The organism is Sphingobacterium sp. JUb20, assembly GCF_004342035.1.
GTDB classification, from domain to species: domain Bacteria; phylum Bacteroidota; class Bacteroidia; order Sphingobacteriales; family Sphingobacteriaceae; genus Sphingobacterium; species Sphingobacterium anhuiense.
Map to the genome: position 1 here is coordinate 198,217 of NZ_SLYV01000003.1, position 18,981 is coordinate 217,197.

12 protein-coding genes are annotated in these 18,981 nt (G+C 37.5%); 7 read left to right on the forward strand and 5 right to left on the reverse strand.

Translation table 11 applies throughout. The annotated features are described in order from the left end of the window. Positions 1-153 precede the first annotated feature (153 nt). Together EDF66_RS06785 and EDF66_RS06790 are read right to left on the reverse strand one after the other, a co-directional pair. Positions 154-1,311, reverse strand: coding sequence for a FecR family protein (locus EDF66_RS06785; protein WP_132841521.1), 1,158 nt, complete (start codon positions 1,309-1,311; stop codon positions 154-156). A 50-nt stretch (positions 1,312-1,361) separates the two neighbouring features. Then, positions 1,362-1,949 (reverse strand): RNA polymerase sigma factor, encoded by a 588-nt coding sequence (locus EDF66_RS06790; protein ID WP_165902395.1) that lies wholly within the window; start codon positions 1,947-1,949, stop codon positions 1,362-1,364. Positions 1,950-2,338: 389 nt separating this feature from the next. Between EDF66_RS06790 and EDF66_RS06795 the strand changes: the two genes are divergently transcribed. Together EDF66_RS06795 and EDF66_RS06800 are read left to right on the forward strand one after the other, a co-directional pair. Then, entirely contained in the window at positions 2,339-5,452 is a 3,114-nt protein-coding gene (locus EDF66_RS06795) for a DUF6493 family protein (RefSeq protein WP_132841524.1), read from the forward strand. Positions 5,453-5,455: 3 nt separating this feature from the next. Continuing rightward, on the forward strand, positions 5,456-6,790 hold the full coding sequence (locus EDF66_RS06800) for an SWIM zinc finger family protein (RefSeq protein WP_207898503.1): 1,335 nt from the start codon (positions 5,456-5,458) through the stop codon (positions 6,788-6,790). A 222-nt stretch (positions 6,791-7,012) separates the two neighbouring features. On the opposite strand, the gene EDF66_RS06805 is transcribed toward EDF66_RS06800, so the two are convergent. After that, complete coding sequence (locus EDF66_RS06805; protein WP_132841526.1) at positions 7,013-9,046, reverse strand: kelch repeat-containing protein; 2,034 nt, start codon at positions 9,044-9,046, stop codon at positions 7,013-7,015. A gap of 110 nt (positions 9,047-9,156) precedes the next feature. Here EDF66_RS06805 and EDF66_RS06810 point away from each other — a divergent pair, with 110 nt between their 5' ends. After that, positions 9,157-10,440 (forward strand): YncE family protein, encoded by a 1,284-nt coding sequence (locus tag EDF66_RS06810; RefSeq protein ID WP_132841527.1) that lies wholly within the window; start codon positions 9,157-9,159, stop codon positions 10,438-10,440. A 32-nt stretch (positions 10,441-10,472) separates the two neighbouring features. Then, positions 10,473-12,236 (forward strand): BACON domain-containing protein, encoded by a 1,764-nt coding sequence (locus EDF66_RS06815; protein ID WP_132841529.1) that lies wholly within the window; start codon positions 10,473-10,475, stop codon positions 12,234-12,236. Positions 12,237-12,252: 16 nt separating this feature from the next. Here the strand turns inward: EDF66_RS06815 and EDF66_RS06820 are convergent, their stop codons facing one another. Beyond that, complete coding sequence (locus tag EDF66_RS06820; RefSeq protein ID WP_132841531.1) at positions 12,253-12,465, reverse strand: hypothetical protein; 213 nt, start codon at positions 12,463-12,465, stop codon at positions 12,253-12,255. Between the two features lie 240 nt (positions 12,466-12,705). On the opposite strand from EDF66_RS06820, the gene EDF66_RS06825 reads away from it, so the two are divergent. Further along, on the forward strand, positions 12,706-13,977 hold the full coding sequence (locus tag EDF66_RS06825; protein ID WP_132841532.1) for a family 16 glycosylhydrolase: 1,272 nt from the start codon (positions 12,706-12,708) through the stop codon (positions 13,975-13,977). A 344-nt stretch (positions 13,978-14,321) separates the two neighbouring features. Here the strand turns inward: EDF66_RS06825 and EDF66_RS06830 are convergent, their stop codons facing one another. Beyond that, positions 14,322-15,365, reverse strand: coding sequence for an energy transducer TonB (locus EDF66_RS06830; RefSeq protein WP_165902396.1), 1,044 nt, complete (start codon positions 15,363-15,365; stop codon positions 14,322-14,324). A gap of 215 nt (positions 15,366-15,580) precedes the next feature. Here EDF66_RS06830 and EDF66_RS06835 point away from each other — a divergent pair, with 215 nt between their 5' ends. Continuing rightward, positions 15,581-15,949 (forward strand): STAS/SEC14 domain-containing protein, encoded by a 369-nt coding sequence (locus EDF66_RS06835; RefSeq protein WP_132841535.1) that lies wholly within the window; start codon positions 15,581-15,583, stop codon positions 15,947-15,949. 692 nt (positions 15,950-16,641) lie between these two features. After that, the gene (locus EDF66_RS06840; RefSeq protein WP_243656004.1) at positions 16,642-18,927 is read left to right on the forward strand and encodes a TonB-dependent receptor; all 2,286 of its coding nucleotides are present in this window, start codon (positions 16,642-16,644) and stop codon (positions 18,925-18,927) included. Positions 18,928-18,981: the final 54 nt, after the last annotated feature.

An 18,981-nucleotide genomic window follows, 5' to 3' on the forward strand; every position in this document is an offset into this window, starting at 1 on the left:
ATATATCATAATTTTGACGACATTCTTGAGCGCAGAATGCCGAAATGAATAAGAAGTTTTATACATTTGAGTTAGGTTAATTGATTAATATTTTTTGTCTTATTGGTCTTTTTAACTATGGACGGGAGTGTTGTAGCACTTCCGTTTTTTTCTTTAAGGTTTGTTTTCTACATATAGTCCTCCTTCTTTTATATCAAATTTTAGATCTGATACAGCTTCAATATTTTTTAATAAATCGCTTAAACTGTTTGTTCTTTTGTATGTTCCAGAAAATCGATCTTGATTTTTTGTTCTGATAATAATGAATTTTACATCGTACCATTCTTTTATTTGTGCTGTGAGCTGTTGCAGATTGACATTGTCAAAGGTGAGATATCCCTTTTTCCAGGCAAGTACATCCAGGGTGTCTACATTAATTTTTGTGGGCTGGTCTGCTGTTCCTAATGCTTGTTGACCAGGGGACAGGTAAACCGATCCTTTATGATTAGATACTTTTACCCTGCCTTCTAACAGTGTTATCTTTTCTAAACCAGCGGGATAACTTTGTACATTGAAATGAGTACCCAATACTTCTGTATTATAGTGTGATCCTTGTACTCGAAACGGTTGCGATGGAACATGTGCGACTTCAAAATAAGCCTCTCCGGTTAGGCTAACCTGTCTTATTTTAGAGTCGAAATGTATAGGAAAGCATAGTTGAGAATTGCTATTGATCCAGACTTTAGTACCATCGGGTAAAATTATTTTTTGCACCTGGCCAGGATGTGTACTTATGGTTAAAAGCGTGTTTTGGTACGCAATACGCTGATTGGTGTTTTTAAATGTGAGGATATCACTTGAATCTTTGGCAATACCATAACGATCGAACACGGAATGGTCGATTGGTTTAAATTTACCAGTAAGGCTATCTAATATTAAGATTGTACCTTTATTTTTTCGAAGTAAGATCTGTTCTGTTGTAAGATGGCCGTGTCTATCAGCAGCGATTTTTGTATGATCATTATACTTAAATATGATACCGGTAATCAATAATAATCCAATCAAAATAGCCGCATATGGCAATAATTTTCTCCACTGGAAGTTTTTTTGTACACCTAAATGGGAATGTATTTCTTGCCAGACAGCATCTTTTTTTTCTTCTTCTAGCTGGATTGTTTTATGAAACTTATTATAAAAAAAATCAAATTGCTCAAGCGTTTCCTCAGTTGGGGAATCTGTCAATAATTTGATTAAAATACCTTCTTCTGTAGGCGTAAGGTTATTTTCAATGTAATTTTTAACTAAATATTCAAGCTCAGAATTGGTTATCATCGTGTTGGTCTTTAATGTAAGAACAACTTTCAACAGGGTGAAGGACTAGTCTACTTGAAAAAAAAATAAAATAATAATGGAAAATGCAAAGAGGATAGTAAATGGTTATTCTTAAATTCTGTTTTAACAAATTTGAGAGCAGCCACTAGATGATTTTTTACTGTATTACTGGAAATTTCTAATTGTTGAGCGATTTCATTGTGCGAGAGTCCATCAAATCGGCTCAGTCTAAAAATTTGCTGTTGTCTAGGAGGAAGTTTACAGATTATTAATTCCAGGACTTCCTTGACTTCAGTTTCTGATAAAGGATCATCATGGATGAAATCTTCGTAAAGAGATTGAGCTGATAAAGGCTCAAATAAGCGCTGATGTCTCTTGATTTCTTTTAGTCTATTGAAACATTTATTCCTACAGATGACATAGATGAATGTTTTTATATTGCTGTTATGATCTAATTTTGATCTACTTTGCCATAACTGTAGAAATGTATCTTGCAGAATTTCTGTGGCATGTGCTTCATCTTTAAGAATCTGAAAGGCAAATTGGTAAACCATTTGTGCATATTGATCATAGAGCTTTTGTAGAGAAGTTTCATTATCCTCTGATAATTTTTGCAATATGACAGTATTGTCGTTCATAGTCCGGTAATAATTGATGATAACGAACGAATTTAGTTTTATTTTTTTGCAAAACATAACAAATTCATTTAACCTTAATATCTTATCGAGCAATTATTGAATTCTTTTAATAAGTCCTCTATTTTGTATGCTTCTATGGTGTTGTGCTTAATTGAGTACATTGAGGTGCCGGTCAATTGCCTCCGATGAATTTTTTAAAATTGACACAGCGTAGTCTATGATTCTTTTTAAAAAAAATATTGAATAGAGGGATGTATTACTGAAAGATGATTTAAATAGCTTCAAACGTAAGTTTTCTTTTCTTTAAAATTTATATTTGATGTTTAATCTGTCAAAATTTTATATATTTAGTTTTGACAATAAAGGTTTAACAATTCGTAAAGGCAATTATGTTTAAGCATCTAAAATTCATTGACGGTACATCTGATAAATTCTGGGAAATACAAACAAACGGTGCAACACATACAGTGACTTATGGTAGAAATGGTACTGCTGGGCAATCTAAAGATAAAACATTTGATAGTGAAGAAGCGTGTCTCAAGGATGCGGAGAAGCTTATTAATGAGAAAACTAAGAAAGGATATTCGGAGGACGGCACAGTAGAAGTAGCGCTACAAGTTACAAAAGAGGGAACTGTGCGGAAACCTAACGCCTCCGCACAGCGTAAAGAAGAAGCGGTGAAGCGTATTAAAGAGATCATCAGTAAAGGCAGTGTATCTGATATTATTCCTTATCTGGAAGAATATGCAAGTGGGAATCTAGAGGTGATTAAAAAGGAGATTCGTGCTGCCAAACGCTATTGGGTCGATTATGTGGATCTCTCCAAAGATCCTTTGTTTAAGTCGAAAGCGCAGTATGATTGGGGTATACGCGGGACAAAGGGGCAGCAACGAATGGTCAAATTATTGGCTTTAGCGACCTTTAGCGGTTCGGATGCCGCTAGCTGGGATGTATTTATCGAATTAATCAATCAAGTGAGAAGCCCGGAAGTTGACCAGATTCTAACGTATGCCAAACCCAATTGGCTGACACCATATTTGCTTCAATACGTGCGTAAAAATACGTGGCAATCTGTTGATTATGATACTTTAAGGTATGCGGAAAGTAAGGGGTTTCTGGAATTTGAGCCGGAGGTTTACGCAAATTCAATGTCAAGACTCCATAATCCATCAGCTGCTTTACTGAGCTTCTTTACAACGGATGAATTGACCATACAGCGCGATATTCCACTTGTTTTTGATTATGAAACACCAATCCATACGGTTTACTCTAATTATAGGTATGAAAATCAGGTCAATGAACTGACTTGGGATAAAATATTTGATCAATTGCTGGCCGATAATAAAATTGATAAAGCGTTTATTTTAACAAGTGCTTTGGAGGTTCAAACCAAAAATTGGAACATTAACCTGAAGAGTTATTTTAGAAAATTGATCGATCGCATAGGCGTGGATGAGAAAATGCTGCTGGAGCACCAGGAGTTATTTTTTCCGTTGCTACACGCTGAAAATAGTGCGGTGGTCAATTTCGTCGTCGATACTTTAAAACCTTATTTTGCACATGCTGACTTTAGACTGGAAGAATTTCTAACCTGGTCTGAGGGTCTTTTTATGCGCAATGATATTAAATCGGCACTTAAAACGCTGCTGGTACAATTTGATAAATTGCTTAAAAACCGTCCCGAAGTAAAAGAACAATTTATTCTTCAGGCGGCCGATATCTTTATGGTCCAGGATCTGCAATTACAGGATCGAGCAGCGAAATTTATATTAAAACATCAGAAAGATCCGATAGAAGCACTTACAGAAAAACTTACGCTTTACAGTGCGCAAATGCTGGGAAGTATTCCTACAGATTTAAAAAATTTAATGGCGGCATCCAGCTATACTGAACAGGAAATCTTAAGTGAATTATTGATCAGTACCGGAGAGGAATATGTTTTTGATCCAGTGAACGAAAAAAAACTCCAGCAACCTATTACTTATCCTGCGAGTTGGAATGATATTTTGTTTAAGATAGGAGAGGTCATCGGTAGTACAGATGCCGTTCAGATGGAAATATTGATGAATGCCTGGGTCTTGCAAAGAGCGAATTTTCCGGCGGATTATAAGGAACAACTGGAGCCCTATATCAATCAGCTTCAGAAAGTTTACCGGGAATCGCAATGGTTTCATCACTTTTCGGGGGTATTTTTAAATATGTACTTCCAGCCGAATAAGATCTATCAGAATACGGATCGATACTCAAACTATTCCAAATGGGCGAGTATAATCGGAGATCAGTTAACACAGTTGCAACGTCATATCGCAAAAGAAATTCAATTGCCTTTATTGAGTTTACCGACACATGCACCTTTCTGGATTGCTCCTCATACATTGGTACAGCGTATATTGGATTATCAAACTAAAGGTGTAGACCTGGATTTACTGGATTTGTCGATCGCTCTGAGCCGTACCGTTCGGGAAGATCTGGAGGGTGTTTTAACGCTGATTGATCAGGTGAACGACAGTCAGGTTAAGGCGGTTCTGAAGTATGCGTTAGGATTTGATGACGAACTGAAAATTGAAAAAAAATCATGGGTCAAAAAGCTTTTATCTTCATCCGATAATGCGCATGTAAGCTGGCTGGGTGTTTGGGCAACTGTAGCCCGGACGCATTATCCAGAGGCTGTTTTTCCGGAATTTGAAGATGAAAATTTGAAAGACATACCCTTTGCCGTAGCGCCTTTCCAACCGGAGCTTACGTTTACACCTTCTTATTATCAGGGATATAATTACCAGACTAAAAAATCAGAAATGGTGTATGATGGTGAAAAATTAAGTTTCCACTTTCCAAACTTCAAACAAGAACCGCACACCTTTATCTACCATAAGGATATTTATCAACGGGGCAAGGACAGTTTGCATAGTTATTATCTGTATAAAGATGATATCTCTTACATGCATAGTGTGATGCCTCAGAATACCGAAAGTCTTTCTTTGTTTCTGACCTTGGGGTTAGCGGCTAAATGTGATCATGGTGGAAAGACACCGATCGGTTATTTGCAGGAAATGATGTATGATTTCTTTAACTTTGATCGGCAGTCGGTGCTATTTTTAGCGACTTCATGTTTTAACAAAGAAAAAGAAGTACGCGCCATGGCTACAGAAGTGCTCCTCACGGCCATTGATAGGCATCGATTACCGGTTCAGGATCTGGGATATTTTCTGGGCATCCTGATGAGTCATACTTATGGTCCATTAGGAAGATTAGAGGAGGTTTTGGGGCAGTGTCGGGATATCTCTTCCAAACATAATAATGCTTTGATACAGGTGATCAATCAGATGCTCCTAGATTACACTATAGCTGAAAAAATGCCGACTAATTTCAAGAAACTGATCGAACTATATTATGATCTGGTACATAAGGAAAATCAGGAAATTTCCATTGAAATGAAGCAGGTATTTGAGAAATTAATGGTTTTTAAATCATTACAACCGATATTAAAAAAATTAAGCAAATAAGACATGGCAATTACAGATTTAGCGTTCAGCTACAGCAATAATTCAACACTTGTACAGCAATCAGGTATGCAGCAATTGGTGCTTGCCCACCAGTCCGAATTAAGTGAAGTAAGTGCTGTTCCGTGTTTTTTCTGGGGCAGTATTACCGATCCGCTATTAACTTCAAAATGCTTATTAACATTGGCCAAAGTGGTGCAGTCCAGTTTTGGACCGGTACCCCCGAGCCTACGGGATCCTATTGTATCTGCCGGTACAGATCAGATCCGCTTTGAAGGATTCTCTTCCTGCAATGGTGTCTATGCACGGGTTGACCTGCTTGAAGATGCCATTGATGGCGAGTTTATCAGCAGTGGTACGACCAATGTAGACTTTAATGAGCCTATGCTCAATGCCTTAAATGCCGTTAAAAAAACGGAAAAAATGGTGCTAGGTGTCGGAAGTAAAGAGGTTTCCATCAGTACCGATAAAACCAAAGTAGTGGAAAAGAAAGTCACTTTACCACCCCGATGGATCAAAGGATTGACCTCTGTACAGCTTTATCTTGCCGGTATGCAAGAAAAATACAGTTTGTCCAAAATACAGATTATCCAACTGTTTCAGGGCATTCCAAAAGGGAATGTGAAAGGTGAGTTATTCCTGAGCCAGAGAGGGCCCAGGTTTGTGTTTTCACCTATTGCAACAGCGGGATCAGTACGGGTAGGCGGTGTACAGCGCTTGCGTTTATTGGAAGGAATCTTGCCTTATGCCGAAAAGTTGATCGTCTATCAGGAAGACGGAGGCGAGAGTTGTGCCTTTGTTGCCGATTTTGGTAAGATCAGGCTTTCGTTGGCATTATCGCCCGATAACTACCGCGGTTTTTCAGGAGAAGGAAATGTATTGGAAAATATGGTCAAGGCGGTGCCTCAAGAATGGGTCCATGCGGTGAACAGCCTGCTTAAGTCCAATGCGCTTTTTGATCCGACTTTATTAGCGATAGAACACGATGTGGATTTTGCATCCATGGATACCTTGACAGGTTCCCTTTCCTCAATAGGTTTACTCGGGTATGATCTGCACGATCATCAGCACTATTACCGCAGATTGCCCTTCAAGACAGAGCGTATCCTGGCTCTAAATCCTAGATTGAAGAATGCACAGAAATTAGTGACAACAGATGGTGTTCAATTTGTCAAAAATACGCCAAGCTACATCGAAGCCCGAGTTGAAGGTTCGGGTGTAAAACATACCGTGATTATTGCTGGAGACAAACAGCAATGTACCTGCGACTGGTTTACCAATCACCAAGGAAAACGCGGACTGTGTAAACATATTTTAGCAGTAAAAATGCTAAATGGTTAGTCTTATATTCAGAAGGATAAAGCTTTGGTGATGATAGGGGGCAAAGCCTTACAGGTTTTGTCAACAAAAAAATGCTTTCCAATTAGGGAAAGCATTTTTTTTAGCATTTTAAATCAATCTCAGACAACGTATTGCATATCTGAAATTGAAGGCTTATCTCTTATGGAAATAATTTATTTAGTATCGTATGTTTATTAAATTAGTCTTTAAAACAGGCAATAATTATTTTGTAAGCTCATTAACAGATATTCTGAGGAGTTTGTTAAAACTGTTGAGACGATAGTAAAACTGGTCATCAAGTACAAACGCAATAGAATGAGAAGTGTCATAACCACGTGGTAGTATATGTGGGATTTCTTCCCATTTATTGGTCGCCGATTTATATCTATAAAAAGGAGGATAAAGTAGATATCCGTTATCACCTATACCGATCGAGCTTCGATTCGTCATTGGAGGCACATCTGCTGTTGTCGTCCATTGATTGGTACTGGTATCAAATGCATAGGTTTGGGTCTGACCCGTATGCAGGGATCCTCCAACAACAAATAATTTATTTTTAATTACGAAAGAAGATGTTCGCATGCGTCCGTATACATTGGCGGCTTCGATTTCAGGAAAGTCAACACTTCTGTTCCATTTATTGTTGGCTACGTCATAAGCATACATTGTCCCGTCGCCTTCACTTCGGCCATAAGGATAGTCAGGTGCATAATTGTGTCCCGTAACCATATAAATCTTACCGTTAACGGCATTCATGGTTCCATTAAGACGTGTTTTTCCGCTGTAATCTTCTAAATGCTTATAGGTATTGTTAACAGGGTCCAATTCATAAAAATTATCTGTATTACCCCCGGTATACAGATATATTTTATCTTTCGACGCGGTTACAACGGGGTACTCACAGGTGAATGGAACTTGCATTTCGCTAAAATTACTAGATATTTTATTGAATTTCCAAAAACTAAGACCGCTTTTGGAAGTATTACTTCCTGCCAGGATATATGCGGTATTATTGACCACAACAGCGGGATTGGTCAGGTCAGCGACATCAAATGGTATTTCATTACTGGCAACAAACCAAGGGGCATTAATTTTCACCATTGGAGAAAATTTAATCTTTTCATCCAAATACTGCAGCTCCAATTGTGCAGTTTTGTTGAGGTAGTTAGCAATACCGATTTCCCAGTATAAATCCGAGATATGATCGCGTTCATCGTCAGACCGAGAGAAAAGTGAAGCTTCATGTCCATCGAACACAAGCTTAAGAGCTGTTTTTGGTAAATCTTTTAATGATAGGGAAAACAAATCATTAATGGAGATCTCCGACGGAAGTTTTACTAGCGTCGGTTTTTTAATCCGCATCGGAACCAGATCTTTCGTCACAATGGTCTGGTTATTGGATTGCAATTTAAGATGGAGCGTAGCGCTTTTGATAGTATTCGGGATGGTAAATTTCAGCAGGTTTGGAGTTGAAGATGTGATGCTGACCTCTTCATCGTTGATGAAAAGTTTGTTTCCTTTTGGATACGCTGAAAAGTTGCTTCCCTTGATGCTTACTTCTTCCAGTATTTGTACTTCTTTTGGGAAATCGGTAATAGATGCAGTATGCAAACTAAATTTATCCTTAAATATTGTTTTTTGATAAGTGCTATGCAAGTAGATACTTTGTTCTCCGATAGGTGTTTTATCAGACAAAAGCATATAAATAACTTTGTCTGAATATTTGTATGCTTGTAATTTTACGTTTCCAATCCCTGCCTCTTTCAGTTGAAAACCTTCAAAATCTCCATATAACCGCAAGGTGTCGCCAACAAACCGTGAATTAGAAGATATGGAATCTATTTTAAGTTTTAATTCTTTTCCAAATGTAAATTTTAGAATATCGTCTTTATTCGTGTTGACTTTATTGTTCAAATAATAACTGTAATAATATACGGAGTCTAATTTTAGTCCCGATTTTATATTGATATGATAAGATTTTACCTGAAGTGGAGATTCAATGTTTTTACTTGTAATAATTTCCCGGAGTGTGGAATCTTTAAAAATCATGATACCAAAATTATACACTTCTTCTGGAACACTATTCACTTTTAGTCCTAAATTTATTCCACCTTCAGTAGGATAGGTTGGTTCTAGGATTTCAATCGCTCTAACACTTGGTACTGGTGGGGTTTCATCAATAACCTGCTTATCTTTTTTACATCCAGGTAAAATCGAGAGCAGTACAAAACAAAGCAATAAAAAGATTTTGTTCATAAATGGCAGTTAATACTTTTCGAAGGCGAAAATAATAAATTAAATGATAGCAAAATTATATTTTCCTGCAATTAGGTAAATATTGTATATTGCAGCGCTATTATTAACATATGAAACATTTTATAATCCTGATGATCACAGCTGTGCTGCTGATTACTGCCTGTAGTAAAAGTAATGATAACCCTAACCCGCCTAAAGAGATCGAAAATAAAATCGAATTGAATGCTCCGGTAGCTGATGGCGAATCTATTAAGTTATCATGGTCAAAACTGACTAATAATTTATTCTATAACTACACCATCTTGCGAAAAGATTATGATACTGATTCCTTTCATGAGATACAAAAGATTATGGATAATAGCACTACTCAGATTGAAGATATTGAGGTACCCTATAGTCCAGAAGTGAGTTATCAGATTGTAGGTCAGATGAAGAATGGTACTATTATATCCAGTAATGTTATTTCCTATAAAAGACCAGGTATTGAGATTTTAAATATCAGCCCATTTGATGTGATCCATAGTGAGGTCGATCAGTTACTTTACTTCTTTGAAAAAACGGGAAGAATAAGTCTGTATGATCTTAAAACGAGTAAGGTAGTTAAACAGGTCGAAACAAATAGTACAATCGGTTTTGCTGATATTGAATCATACCAAGGGAAGAAAGAACTGTATGTACCGCGTAATGATGGATGGATCTTTGTTTATGATGCCTATACTTTAGAAAAGATAACGCAGATTACAGTTGGCTTAGAATCTACTTGTGTAGTTTCTAATAAAAATATTTTATATGTTTCCACTTCGGCATGGATAAACCGCCCATTGAAGGTATATCAGCGGTCAGATAGACGATTAATTGAAGAGACTGGTGATTTTGACCGCACCCGATTCAGAAAAATTCCGGGTACGAATACTTCTTTATTAGAAATTACATTAAATATAGGACCTACTGATCAGCGTTTTTACCGATTTGATGCGAAGGGTAAAATAGAGACTAATTTTTCGGACAGGTATCATGGCGATCATCCTCTTGATGCCTCTGTGTTTGCATTCTTTCCGAATGGTACAAAATATATTACTGGAAGTCAGGGTGCAATTTATAATATTGACTTAACTTATGATAAGAGTCTTCCTCGCGGAAATCTTTTATTTACAGATTTTTGTTTTGAAAATAATGGCGCTCAAGTTTATGCTGCTACCACCGCTAAATCTATTGAATTATACCAAACGAGTGATTACAGTTACATGAAAAGTATAAAAACAAAGGCTTATCCTTACCGCATATTTAATACTAATCAAGGTTTAATAGCTGTCAGTACTACGAAAAAGAATAGTGATCAGTATTCTTTTAATGATCAGAAGAATAAGGTTGTAATTGAAAAAATAGGCAAATAATCATTGTTGATCGCACCATGAATAGTGTATATATGAAAAGGATAATTTTACTAATTGCAGTTGCTTTGTTTTTCAGCTGTAAAAAGGAATCGGTGACAGAGCCTGAACATCATGCTAAAACCCTACTTAAACTTTCATTTTATGATGAATTTACCACGAATATTCTCGATTCTGTAACTTTTTCAGTAACTGACGGTAATAAAACGTATACCTTGACGCGAGATAATCCTTATGTAAAAGGTTTGCCAAAAGGACCTGTACAGGCAAGAATAAGTAAAAAAGGGTTTATTACGCAAGACTATAAGATTGATTTCACCAAACGTGATACCATCAATGATAATATCATCTTAAAATACGACCGGTTTATATTGGATGTACCACAGGATAGCTTGTTTGCTAGCAAAAACAGAAAAAAATTTGCTTTTGAAGTCAGAAGAAATTCTGGCTTTGTTATAGAAAAGCCAGAATGGGTAAAGGTGGATACGACTGCGATTTCCAAATTTATGGTTAAAATTGATGTCACTGTTCTACAGCATGATGGCATCCAAAATCGTAACGGAGAAATTGTATTTAAGCATGGTGAGAGCAGGAGGATCATTCCGGTGTTGCAGTATAGAAAGAATCAGATTGTAACGGCATATGCTAATGTCAATGAAAGGCTATCCATTGAGCTCGATATGATTGATCAGTTTGAGGGATTTCCTTCGATTAGTAAACTGGGGGACCGCTGTCTTTCAGAAATTCGATATGAGCTAGTGGAAGGTAAAAAAATCAATTTCTCTACCGGATGTGTTAATTTGCTTGTGCCAATGGCATTTAAAATAATGGTAAAAAACAAAGGTGGATTGGATACCTTGGATTTTAATGTGAAGTTCTATGATAAAAAAATTGATTTTAATGAGAACAGGGAGAATTATAAGTATTTAACTCAAACGGAGCCAGGTAAGCTGTATTTTAGTGATGATAAGCAAAAGAAAATCGGGATCATCGACATTGAGGATTTTTTGGTAGAAAAGAAATTAAACGTTGCTGCTGTGGCGAACCAAATAGTGTTTAATGGATATAATAAGAGTTATTATTTGCTTTCAGATGATGATAAATTACGGAAGATTAACATGCAGACCGGTGCGCTATCTGACGCGGTAACTATTCCTGTTGATCCGATAAATGATCATCCCCAGTTGCCATATACGATACCAACATCGCTTGTGTTTAACAAAAATGGGCTAGGATTTATGGTTACTTTGGGGAATGGTATCTCAGGTAATGGATATAGAACAATTGATACCAAGAATAATAATAAGATCGGTATACCAACCGAATTACATCAATATGATACACAGAGTGCAGATTTATTGCCTAACGGTGTTGATTTCTTTTTTAATACCTCCTATAATAGTGAATACGTCGAGTGGAACGCGAGTTCAAAAAAGGTTTCGAATTTTCCAGGTAGGCTTACGGTATTGCATTATAAAAATTGGGTTTTTGATGATAACAATAATTTAATTGATTATAATACGAAACAGACGATCGCATCTTCTTTACCTTTTACATCATCTATTATTGATAAATCGAAAGAATTATTGTACGGTTGGAGTTACAAAGATTCACAGATGTTTATCTCACAGATGGATGCCAAGGGAAACCTGATCGGTAGAATACCGAGCTATTATTATGAATTTAGGTTGTCTTTGGATGGTAAATATTTAATTGTCAATGATGAGGGGAGAGGAGATCTTTATCGTGTCAATACGGCGGTATTCAAAGGTAAATATAAAGTTGAAGATTGGAAGTAATAAAAAAAGCGCTCATTTAGAGCGCTTTTTTTGTATTGTTTCGGGTTATGAATCTATTTACTTGCTGCTTGTCGGATCGGAATGAAGTAGTGTACTCGAACGTGAGCAACACTTTGGAAATCGGGAATTCACATGCAGTCAGTCTTTTAAAATTAGCCATCTGTTGAATCGTTTTAATATCAATCATCATCTCAGAAGTGCTATAACTTACAGCATTTAATTTAGCCATAGAATTCTATCCTCTTTTTAAGGAAAGAACAAGATCGCCATACTGTCTAATTTTTATTGAAAAATTAGTTGTTATCCTAAAATTTATTGTATCTTAGAAATATTATGTATTACATAAACAAGACCAATAACCTTGTAACTAACGTGGGTAAGATTAGATAAGACCGAAAAGAATGTGATCAAAGAGGATTTTCTAGTTACAATTTATAGTGAGCACTTTTTAAATTTTTAAATAATCATTATGAACAGAAAAACCCTAAATTTTATGGTAGCTGGTTCTTTGCTAGCTGTTTGCAGTATGCATGTGTCCTGCAGCAAAGAACATGTAAACCAATCAACTGATCAATTGTTAAATCTGTCAAAAACAAAAGCGGTTGCGATTACCGCTTCCGTACAAAGTTTATCCGATTATGAATTAATTTGGTCAGATGAATTCAATACGGTAGGTGGCTTTGACGATAGTAAATGGAGCTATGCCGAACGCGGTACTGTAGCCTGGAACAAGTATATGACGCATACACCTGACTATGTTTCGCAAGATGGTAATAATCTCGTGCTGCGCATGGACAATGCTGTGATTCCAACAGATCCGGTTCCTTATCATAGCGGCGGTGTTAAATCACAGAGTAAATTCAGTATGACGTTTGGTAAAGTAGAGGTCAGGGCAAAATTTACTCAGGGAAGGGGTTCGTGGCCAGCGATATGGATGATGCCAGAACCTGCAACGGCTTATGCTGGATGGCCGGGATGCGGTGAAATCGATATTATGGAGCATGTCAATAATGAGATGGTCGTGCATCAATCGGTGCATAATGCTACCGTAACAGGTTCTGGGGGAGGTACCAGTGCGACACATTCTACGAGCTATAATGCCGCAGACTATAATATTTATGGTCTCGAGTGGAGCCCGAATGCGCTCAAATTTTTTGTTAATAATACTCTTCAGTATACGTATACGAAGGCCACTGGAGCTACCTGGCAACAATGGCCATTTGATGTTCCTTTTTATTTAATTTTAAATCAAGCTGGTGGAGCGGGTTGGCCTGGTGCTATTACGAACGCAGATTTACCGTTTAATATGCAAGTGGATTATGTACGTGTTTATAATCTGCCTATCTTTTACAATGGTGGGTTTGAAACGGGTACACTTTCGCCTTGGACTTCTTGGGGTGGCAATGCGGCGATTGTTAGTTCCAATATGCGTACCGGATTAAAATGTATTCAATTGACGGGGGGAGCAAATGCTGTTGAACAGTATTTAACGGGACTGCAACCTAATACGACCTATCGGTTTTCTGGATATGGTAAAGTTGCCGCGGCTGGACAACAGGTGTTACTTGGGGTTAAAGGTTATGGCGGCGCTGCTGTCGATGCGGCCTTTAATACCACTGCATACAGCAATAATTCCGTTACTTTTACAACGGGAGCAACACAAACAACGGCAACTTTATACTTTTATAAGGCTGGTACCGGAACTGTTTACGGTGATGATTTTACATTAGAAAAATTATAACAGCTTCTATATTTTTTCTTTATCACTCCTTAAGCCTGACAAGTTTTTGTCTGATTTAAGGAGTGATATTAAGGGCATATAGGTTCCACTACCTAGAGCCTTTTTCAATCAAGATTATCCTATAGTAAAACCTCTTATTGAAAAGACAAAAAATCGAAATGACTGAGAGAGTAAAAATTTAATAATGATGGGGAAAGAATGGAGTTTTAGCAACAATGCATATTATTCTATCCTGCACTCCTAAATCTCATGTATTGTGATTGTTATATTAACCTTGTTTGATAAAATAAAAGCGCCTTTTTAAGGGCGCTTTTTATGATATCGTATTGATTTTGAGAGCGTGGCTATTTACTTGCTGAGAGTCTGAGCGGCAAGGAGAAACCTACTCGGACGGGTGCACCTCCTTGTAACCCAGGTGTCCATCTTTTTGATTTTTTTATTACTCTGATTGCCTCTTCGCCTGTACCGTATCCTAAATCCTGTATAATATTGAAATCTGTCAGATCACCATTTTTATCCACCACAAAAGAGATTTCGACAATACCCGCAACTTTATTTTTCAGTGCTTCTTTCGAATAGGAATAGTTCTTGGTAACAAGTTTCATGAATTTTTCTACTCCACCTGGATAAGTAGGCTGAACATCACGATTGGTACTGTCATAATGATAAAGTTCGCCATTTTCTTTGGTCAAAGTGCCTTCAATAAATTTTCCTTTGCTGTAAAGTTCTTTAAAAGTTCCGATCTTGTTATCTAAAAGTTTTCTTTTACCTGTCCATTCTCCTTCTTGTAGGTGTTCGATCATCTTTCCGCTTTCAAAATTTTCATCTGGAGTTCCAAATTCAATAAATCCTGTTCCTTGATCCAGTGTTTTATTTCCTAATGAATCAAAGTATGCAATATACTTAACTGTCGAGTCTGTCTCTGTTTGTGGGAAATATCGAATCATTTGGGTCCTTCCTGAAGGATAATATTGGTAGGCGGTGTCAATCATTCTTGATTTATGATCATACTGCTTTATAGATTCCAGTTGCCCTGAAGGGTAATACTGGTAGGCCTTGTCGATTATTCTTGATTTATGATCGTACCGCTTTACCGACTCCAATTGCCCTGAAGGGTAATAGGTTTTTATTGTACCGATAAATGCGTAGGGCAAGTTTTGGTGACGTATCGTTCCTTCCAATTTTAGGATATTATCTTTCTTGTACCTTTCTATTACGTGATAATACTGTTGACCATCTTTGACAATCGGTGATATTGTTTGGCTGAAAAAGGTCGGGGTACTGAGGGTTACCAGGCCATAATTTTCACTAAAATACTGTTGCGCATAGATTTGTTGGATAAAACTGAATTGAATGATAAGGGAAAATAGGTAAAATAGCTTTTTCATGTAAAAAATTTGCACAAAAATAAACATTTTACTCAGTTAAGAAAATTGTGATGATAGTTTTTATAATAAGGATGAAAAAGCTCATAAGCAACATATAAATCGAAAAAATACTGCAGTGATGACCTGTGTTAATTTTATAAAGTATCGTTTCAAAGAAGTGGATATGAACTAAATAGGGCCTTGTTTGTACCTTTTGTATACATAACGTTCATAATATGCTTACAGTTATTCAAAATCTGCCTGACCATGTGTTTGGCGTTCGTGCAAATGGAGAGGTCACTAAAGATGATTTAAAAGATGTTTTATTGCCCGGACTGGAATCCCTGGCCAATCAATATAAAGAGATCTACTATCTTTTGGTATTGGATACCGATGTGCAGAACTTTACTGCAGGTGCCTGGGTGCAGGATCTGATAGCAGGAGTGAAGCACTTTACAGATTGGAAGAAGATGGCTATCGTAACTGATCAGAAAGCGGTAGAAAAATTTACGGATGCCTTTAGTTACATCAGTCCGGGCGAAGCTAAGGGCTATGAACTCCGGGAGCTGCAAGATGCGATCGATTGGTTGAGTATTAAAAAGTAAGTGTGATTGCTGACGGCATTACCGGCGGGGCTTGCTCTTGAAATCACAATTTATCCAATCTTATTTATTAGACTCAAAATTGGAAATGGAACAATTGAGGTTCTGCAAAATTCCATTCAAAGCAATTTATGGCAGTCAAGTGTTGCGTGAAAAGCTGTACAGATAAAAAGAAATATACTAAAAAGCGTAATAGCAACTTTGTTGCTATTACGCTTTTTAGTATATTTGCCTTGTGCTGATACATAAACAAATCCAATCTAGAAGTTTAAAAACGAATCTTATCGTTTTTTTGTATCTCTATTGGATTGTCTGTAGTATATTTTTTCTACATATCCATGTTCTAAAATCGGGTGAAGTTATACAGCATAAGCATCCTTATCCGATTACAAAGAAGGGGAATGATCACCATAGTGAGAATGAAATTCGGACTTTTAGTTCTGATTATCTTTTTGAGTTTTCCGAAGGGCCTGTTTATCATAACCTAAATCCATTTTTTACACTGTGGGGTGTTTTATGGAAATTTCCAATCGATCTTTACGAAATTTCCCAGTCTGTAGTTCCGACCTTCCCTCGCGGTCCCCCAATCTTCATCAATTATATTACTATGGTGCGGTAGCACCATTTCATTTTCTGGTTTTTTACGATTTTAAAATGCTTTGTCATTGCTAATAATGATGAAGTAATGAATATATATGATGAAGAAATTTTTATTTTTTGCTTTGTCTGTTATTGCTACGTTTAATAGTTACGGGCAGACGGACAGCAAGCATACCGGGCGCATTTTGGATGACAAAAAGGGGGCGCCGATCGCAGGGATTACTATTAAAGTACCGGACCTTAAGCTGGAGCTCGTTTCGGATCAGAACGGTGGGTTTATCATCCCCCCGAAATATAAGGGGCAACATTTGGTGGAATTTAGCGGTGTAGGTTACCAGACGCGAAGTTTGAAAATTGATTTGGGTAGTCATGATGTACTTTCAATTCCATTAAGTCCAAGCAATTTAACGCTAGATGAAGTGATTGTAACGAGTGCGGCGATCAGCTCAAGCAGTAAAAAAAATAGCACTTCAATCGCTGTTGTGGGCAAACAGCAATTATTGGAGCCAGCGACGAATGCAATAGAAGGTTTGGCGAGGCTAGTGCCGGGGGTAGCGGCGATTACGACTGGATCATCTATCGCGAAACCTGTAATCCGGGGGCTATCATCCAACCGGGTTGTGACGATCAGCAATGGGGTCAAGCAGCAGGGAAATCAGTGGGGCGATGAGCACGGGATCGAGATCGATCAATATGGTGCAGATCGTGTCGAAGTATTGCGGGGTGCAGCATCTTTGATGTATGGATCCGATGCACTAGGAGGAGTGATCAATTTTTTGGAGCCCCTTGTTCCGCAAAGTGGGGAAGTTAAAGGCGAGGTATTATCCAATTATTCGACCAACGGCGGATTAAGTGCCAGTTCTGCTATGTTGACAGGTAATCAAAATGGATTTGTCTGGAGAGGAAGAGGAACTTATAAAAATGCTTATTCATTTAAGACCCCTACAGGTTATTTTCCAAACTCAGGTTTTAATGAAACGAATTTCAGCGCCATGTTTGGGCTTAATAAATCTTGGGGTTATTCCCATGTAAACGCATCTTTTTTTCGCAATAATATTGGATTTTATGAACCTGCTTTTGATAGCCAGGGTAATTATATCGATGCCGCAGGGAATCGTTTTACGGATCGAGATTTTAAAAATAGAAGCCTGGAGTTTCCGAAGCAGGATATCCGACATACAAAGCTTTCCTGGAATAATCAGCTTATTTTAGATCAGGGATCATTAAAATTTGATCTTGGTTATCAGAACAACCAGCGTCGAGAACATGATAATCCTGTTCCCAATCTCTTTTTGGATCTGCATACATTAACCCTTGATGCGAAGTATACTGTCAATGAATTTCAGGGATGGCAGCCAGCTTTTGGGATCAGTGCCGAACATGCTAAAAATTCCAATAAAGGGGCTGAGTTTTTGCTTCCCGATTACCAGAGTTTTGGTGCGGGGGCTTTTGGATATCTTAAAAAGACCTGGGATAACACGACTGTTAATGCTGGTGTGCGCTATGATTATCGTGTCAATGATGGTGATGGATATGTCAAAGATGGCGAAACGTTTGAAAAGTATAAAAATCATTTTTCGAACGTTAGCTTTGCCACGGGTCTAACGCATCAGGTGAGTCCGTATATTAATCTAAAAGCCAATTTAGGGAATGCTTTTCGATCTCCCAACCCGGCAGAACTTAGTTCAAATGGTGTCCATGAAGGAACGTTCCGGTATGAAATCGGTAATACGGCTCTGAAGCCCGAAAAAAGTTATCAGGCGGATATCAGTTTAGACTACGATCGGGGTATATTTAATGGAAGTATCAGTCTTTATTCTAACCTGATCAAAGATTATATCTACATCTCATCACGGCCTGGTGATGAAACAGCCGATGGGATGGCAATTTACCGGTACGGTCAGGTTGATGCACAGCTGAATGGATTTGAAGGAGATTTTAATATAACCTTATTCCGTTATCTTACTTTTAACAATATTTTCTCATACACGTATGCTAAAAATAAGACCCTGGATAGACCTTTACCTTTTATTCCAGCAGGACAGTTCAAAAATAGCCTGAAATATAGCCCGGAAATAAAAGGACTGTCGGCCAGTTATTTAAAAGTCGGCATTGATAACTTTTTTGCGCAGCGACGCGTAGACCGTGAATTTGAAACCAGTGTATCGGGATATACTTTGTTAAATGCCTCGTTAGGAACGACATTTAAGATCAGGGGATTAAATATACAAACGTATGTTGCTGGAAATAATTTGCTTGATAAAAAATATTACGATGCATTGAGCCGTCTGAGACCCGGCAGATTAGATCATCATGACCTCTCATTGGGTGTCTATAATCCGGGGCGCAATGTTACTTTTGGCCTGATTACAGCTTTCTAAAACCACAAAAGTGGAAGTAGGGATGCTTCCACTTTTGTAATCACAATAATCTTT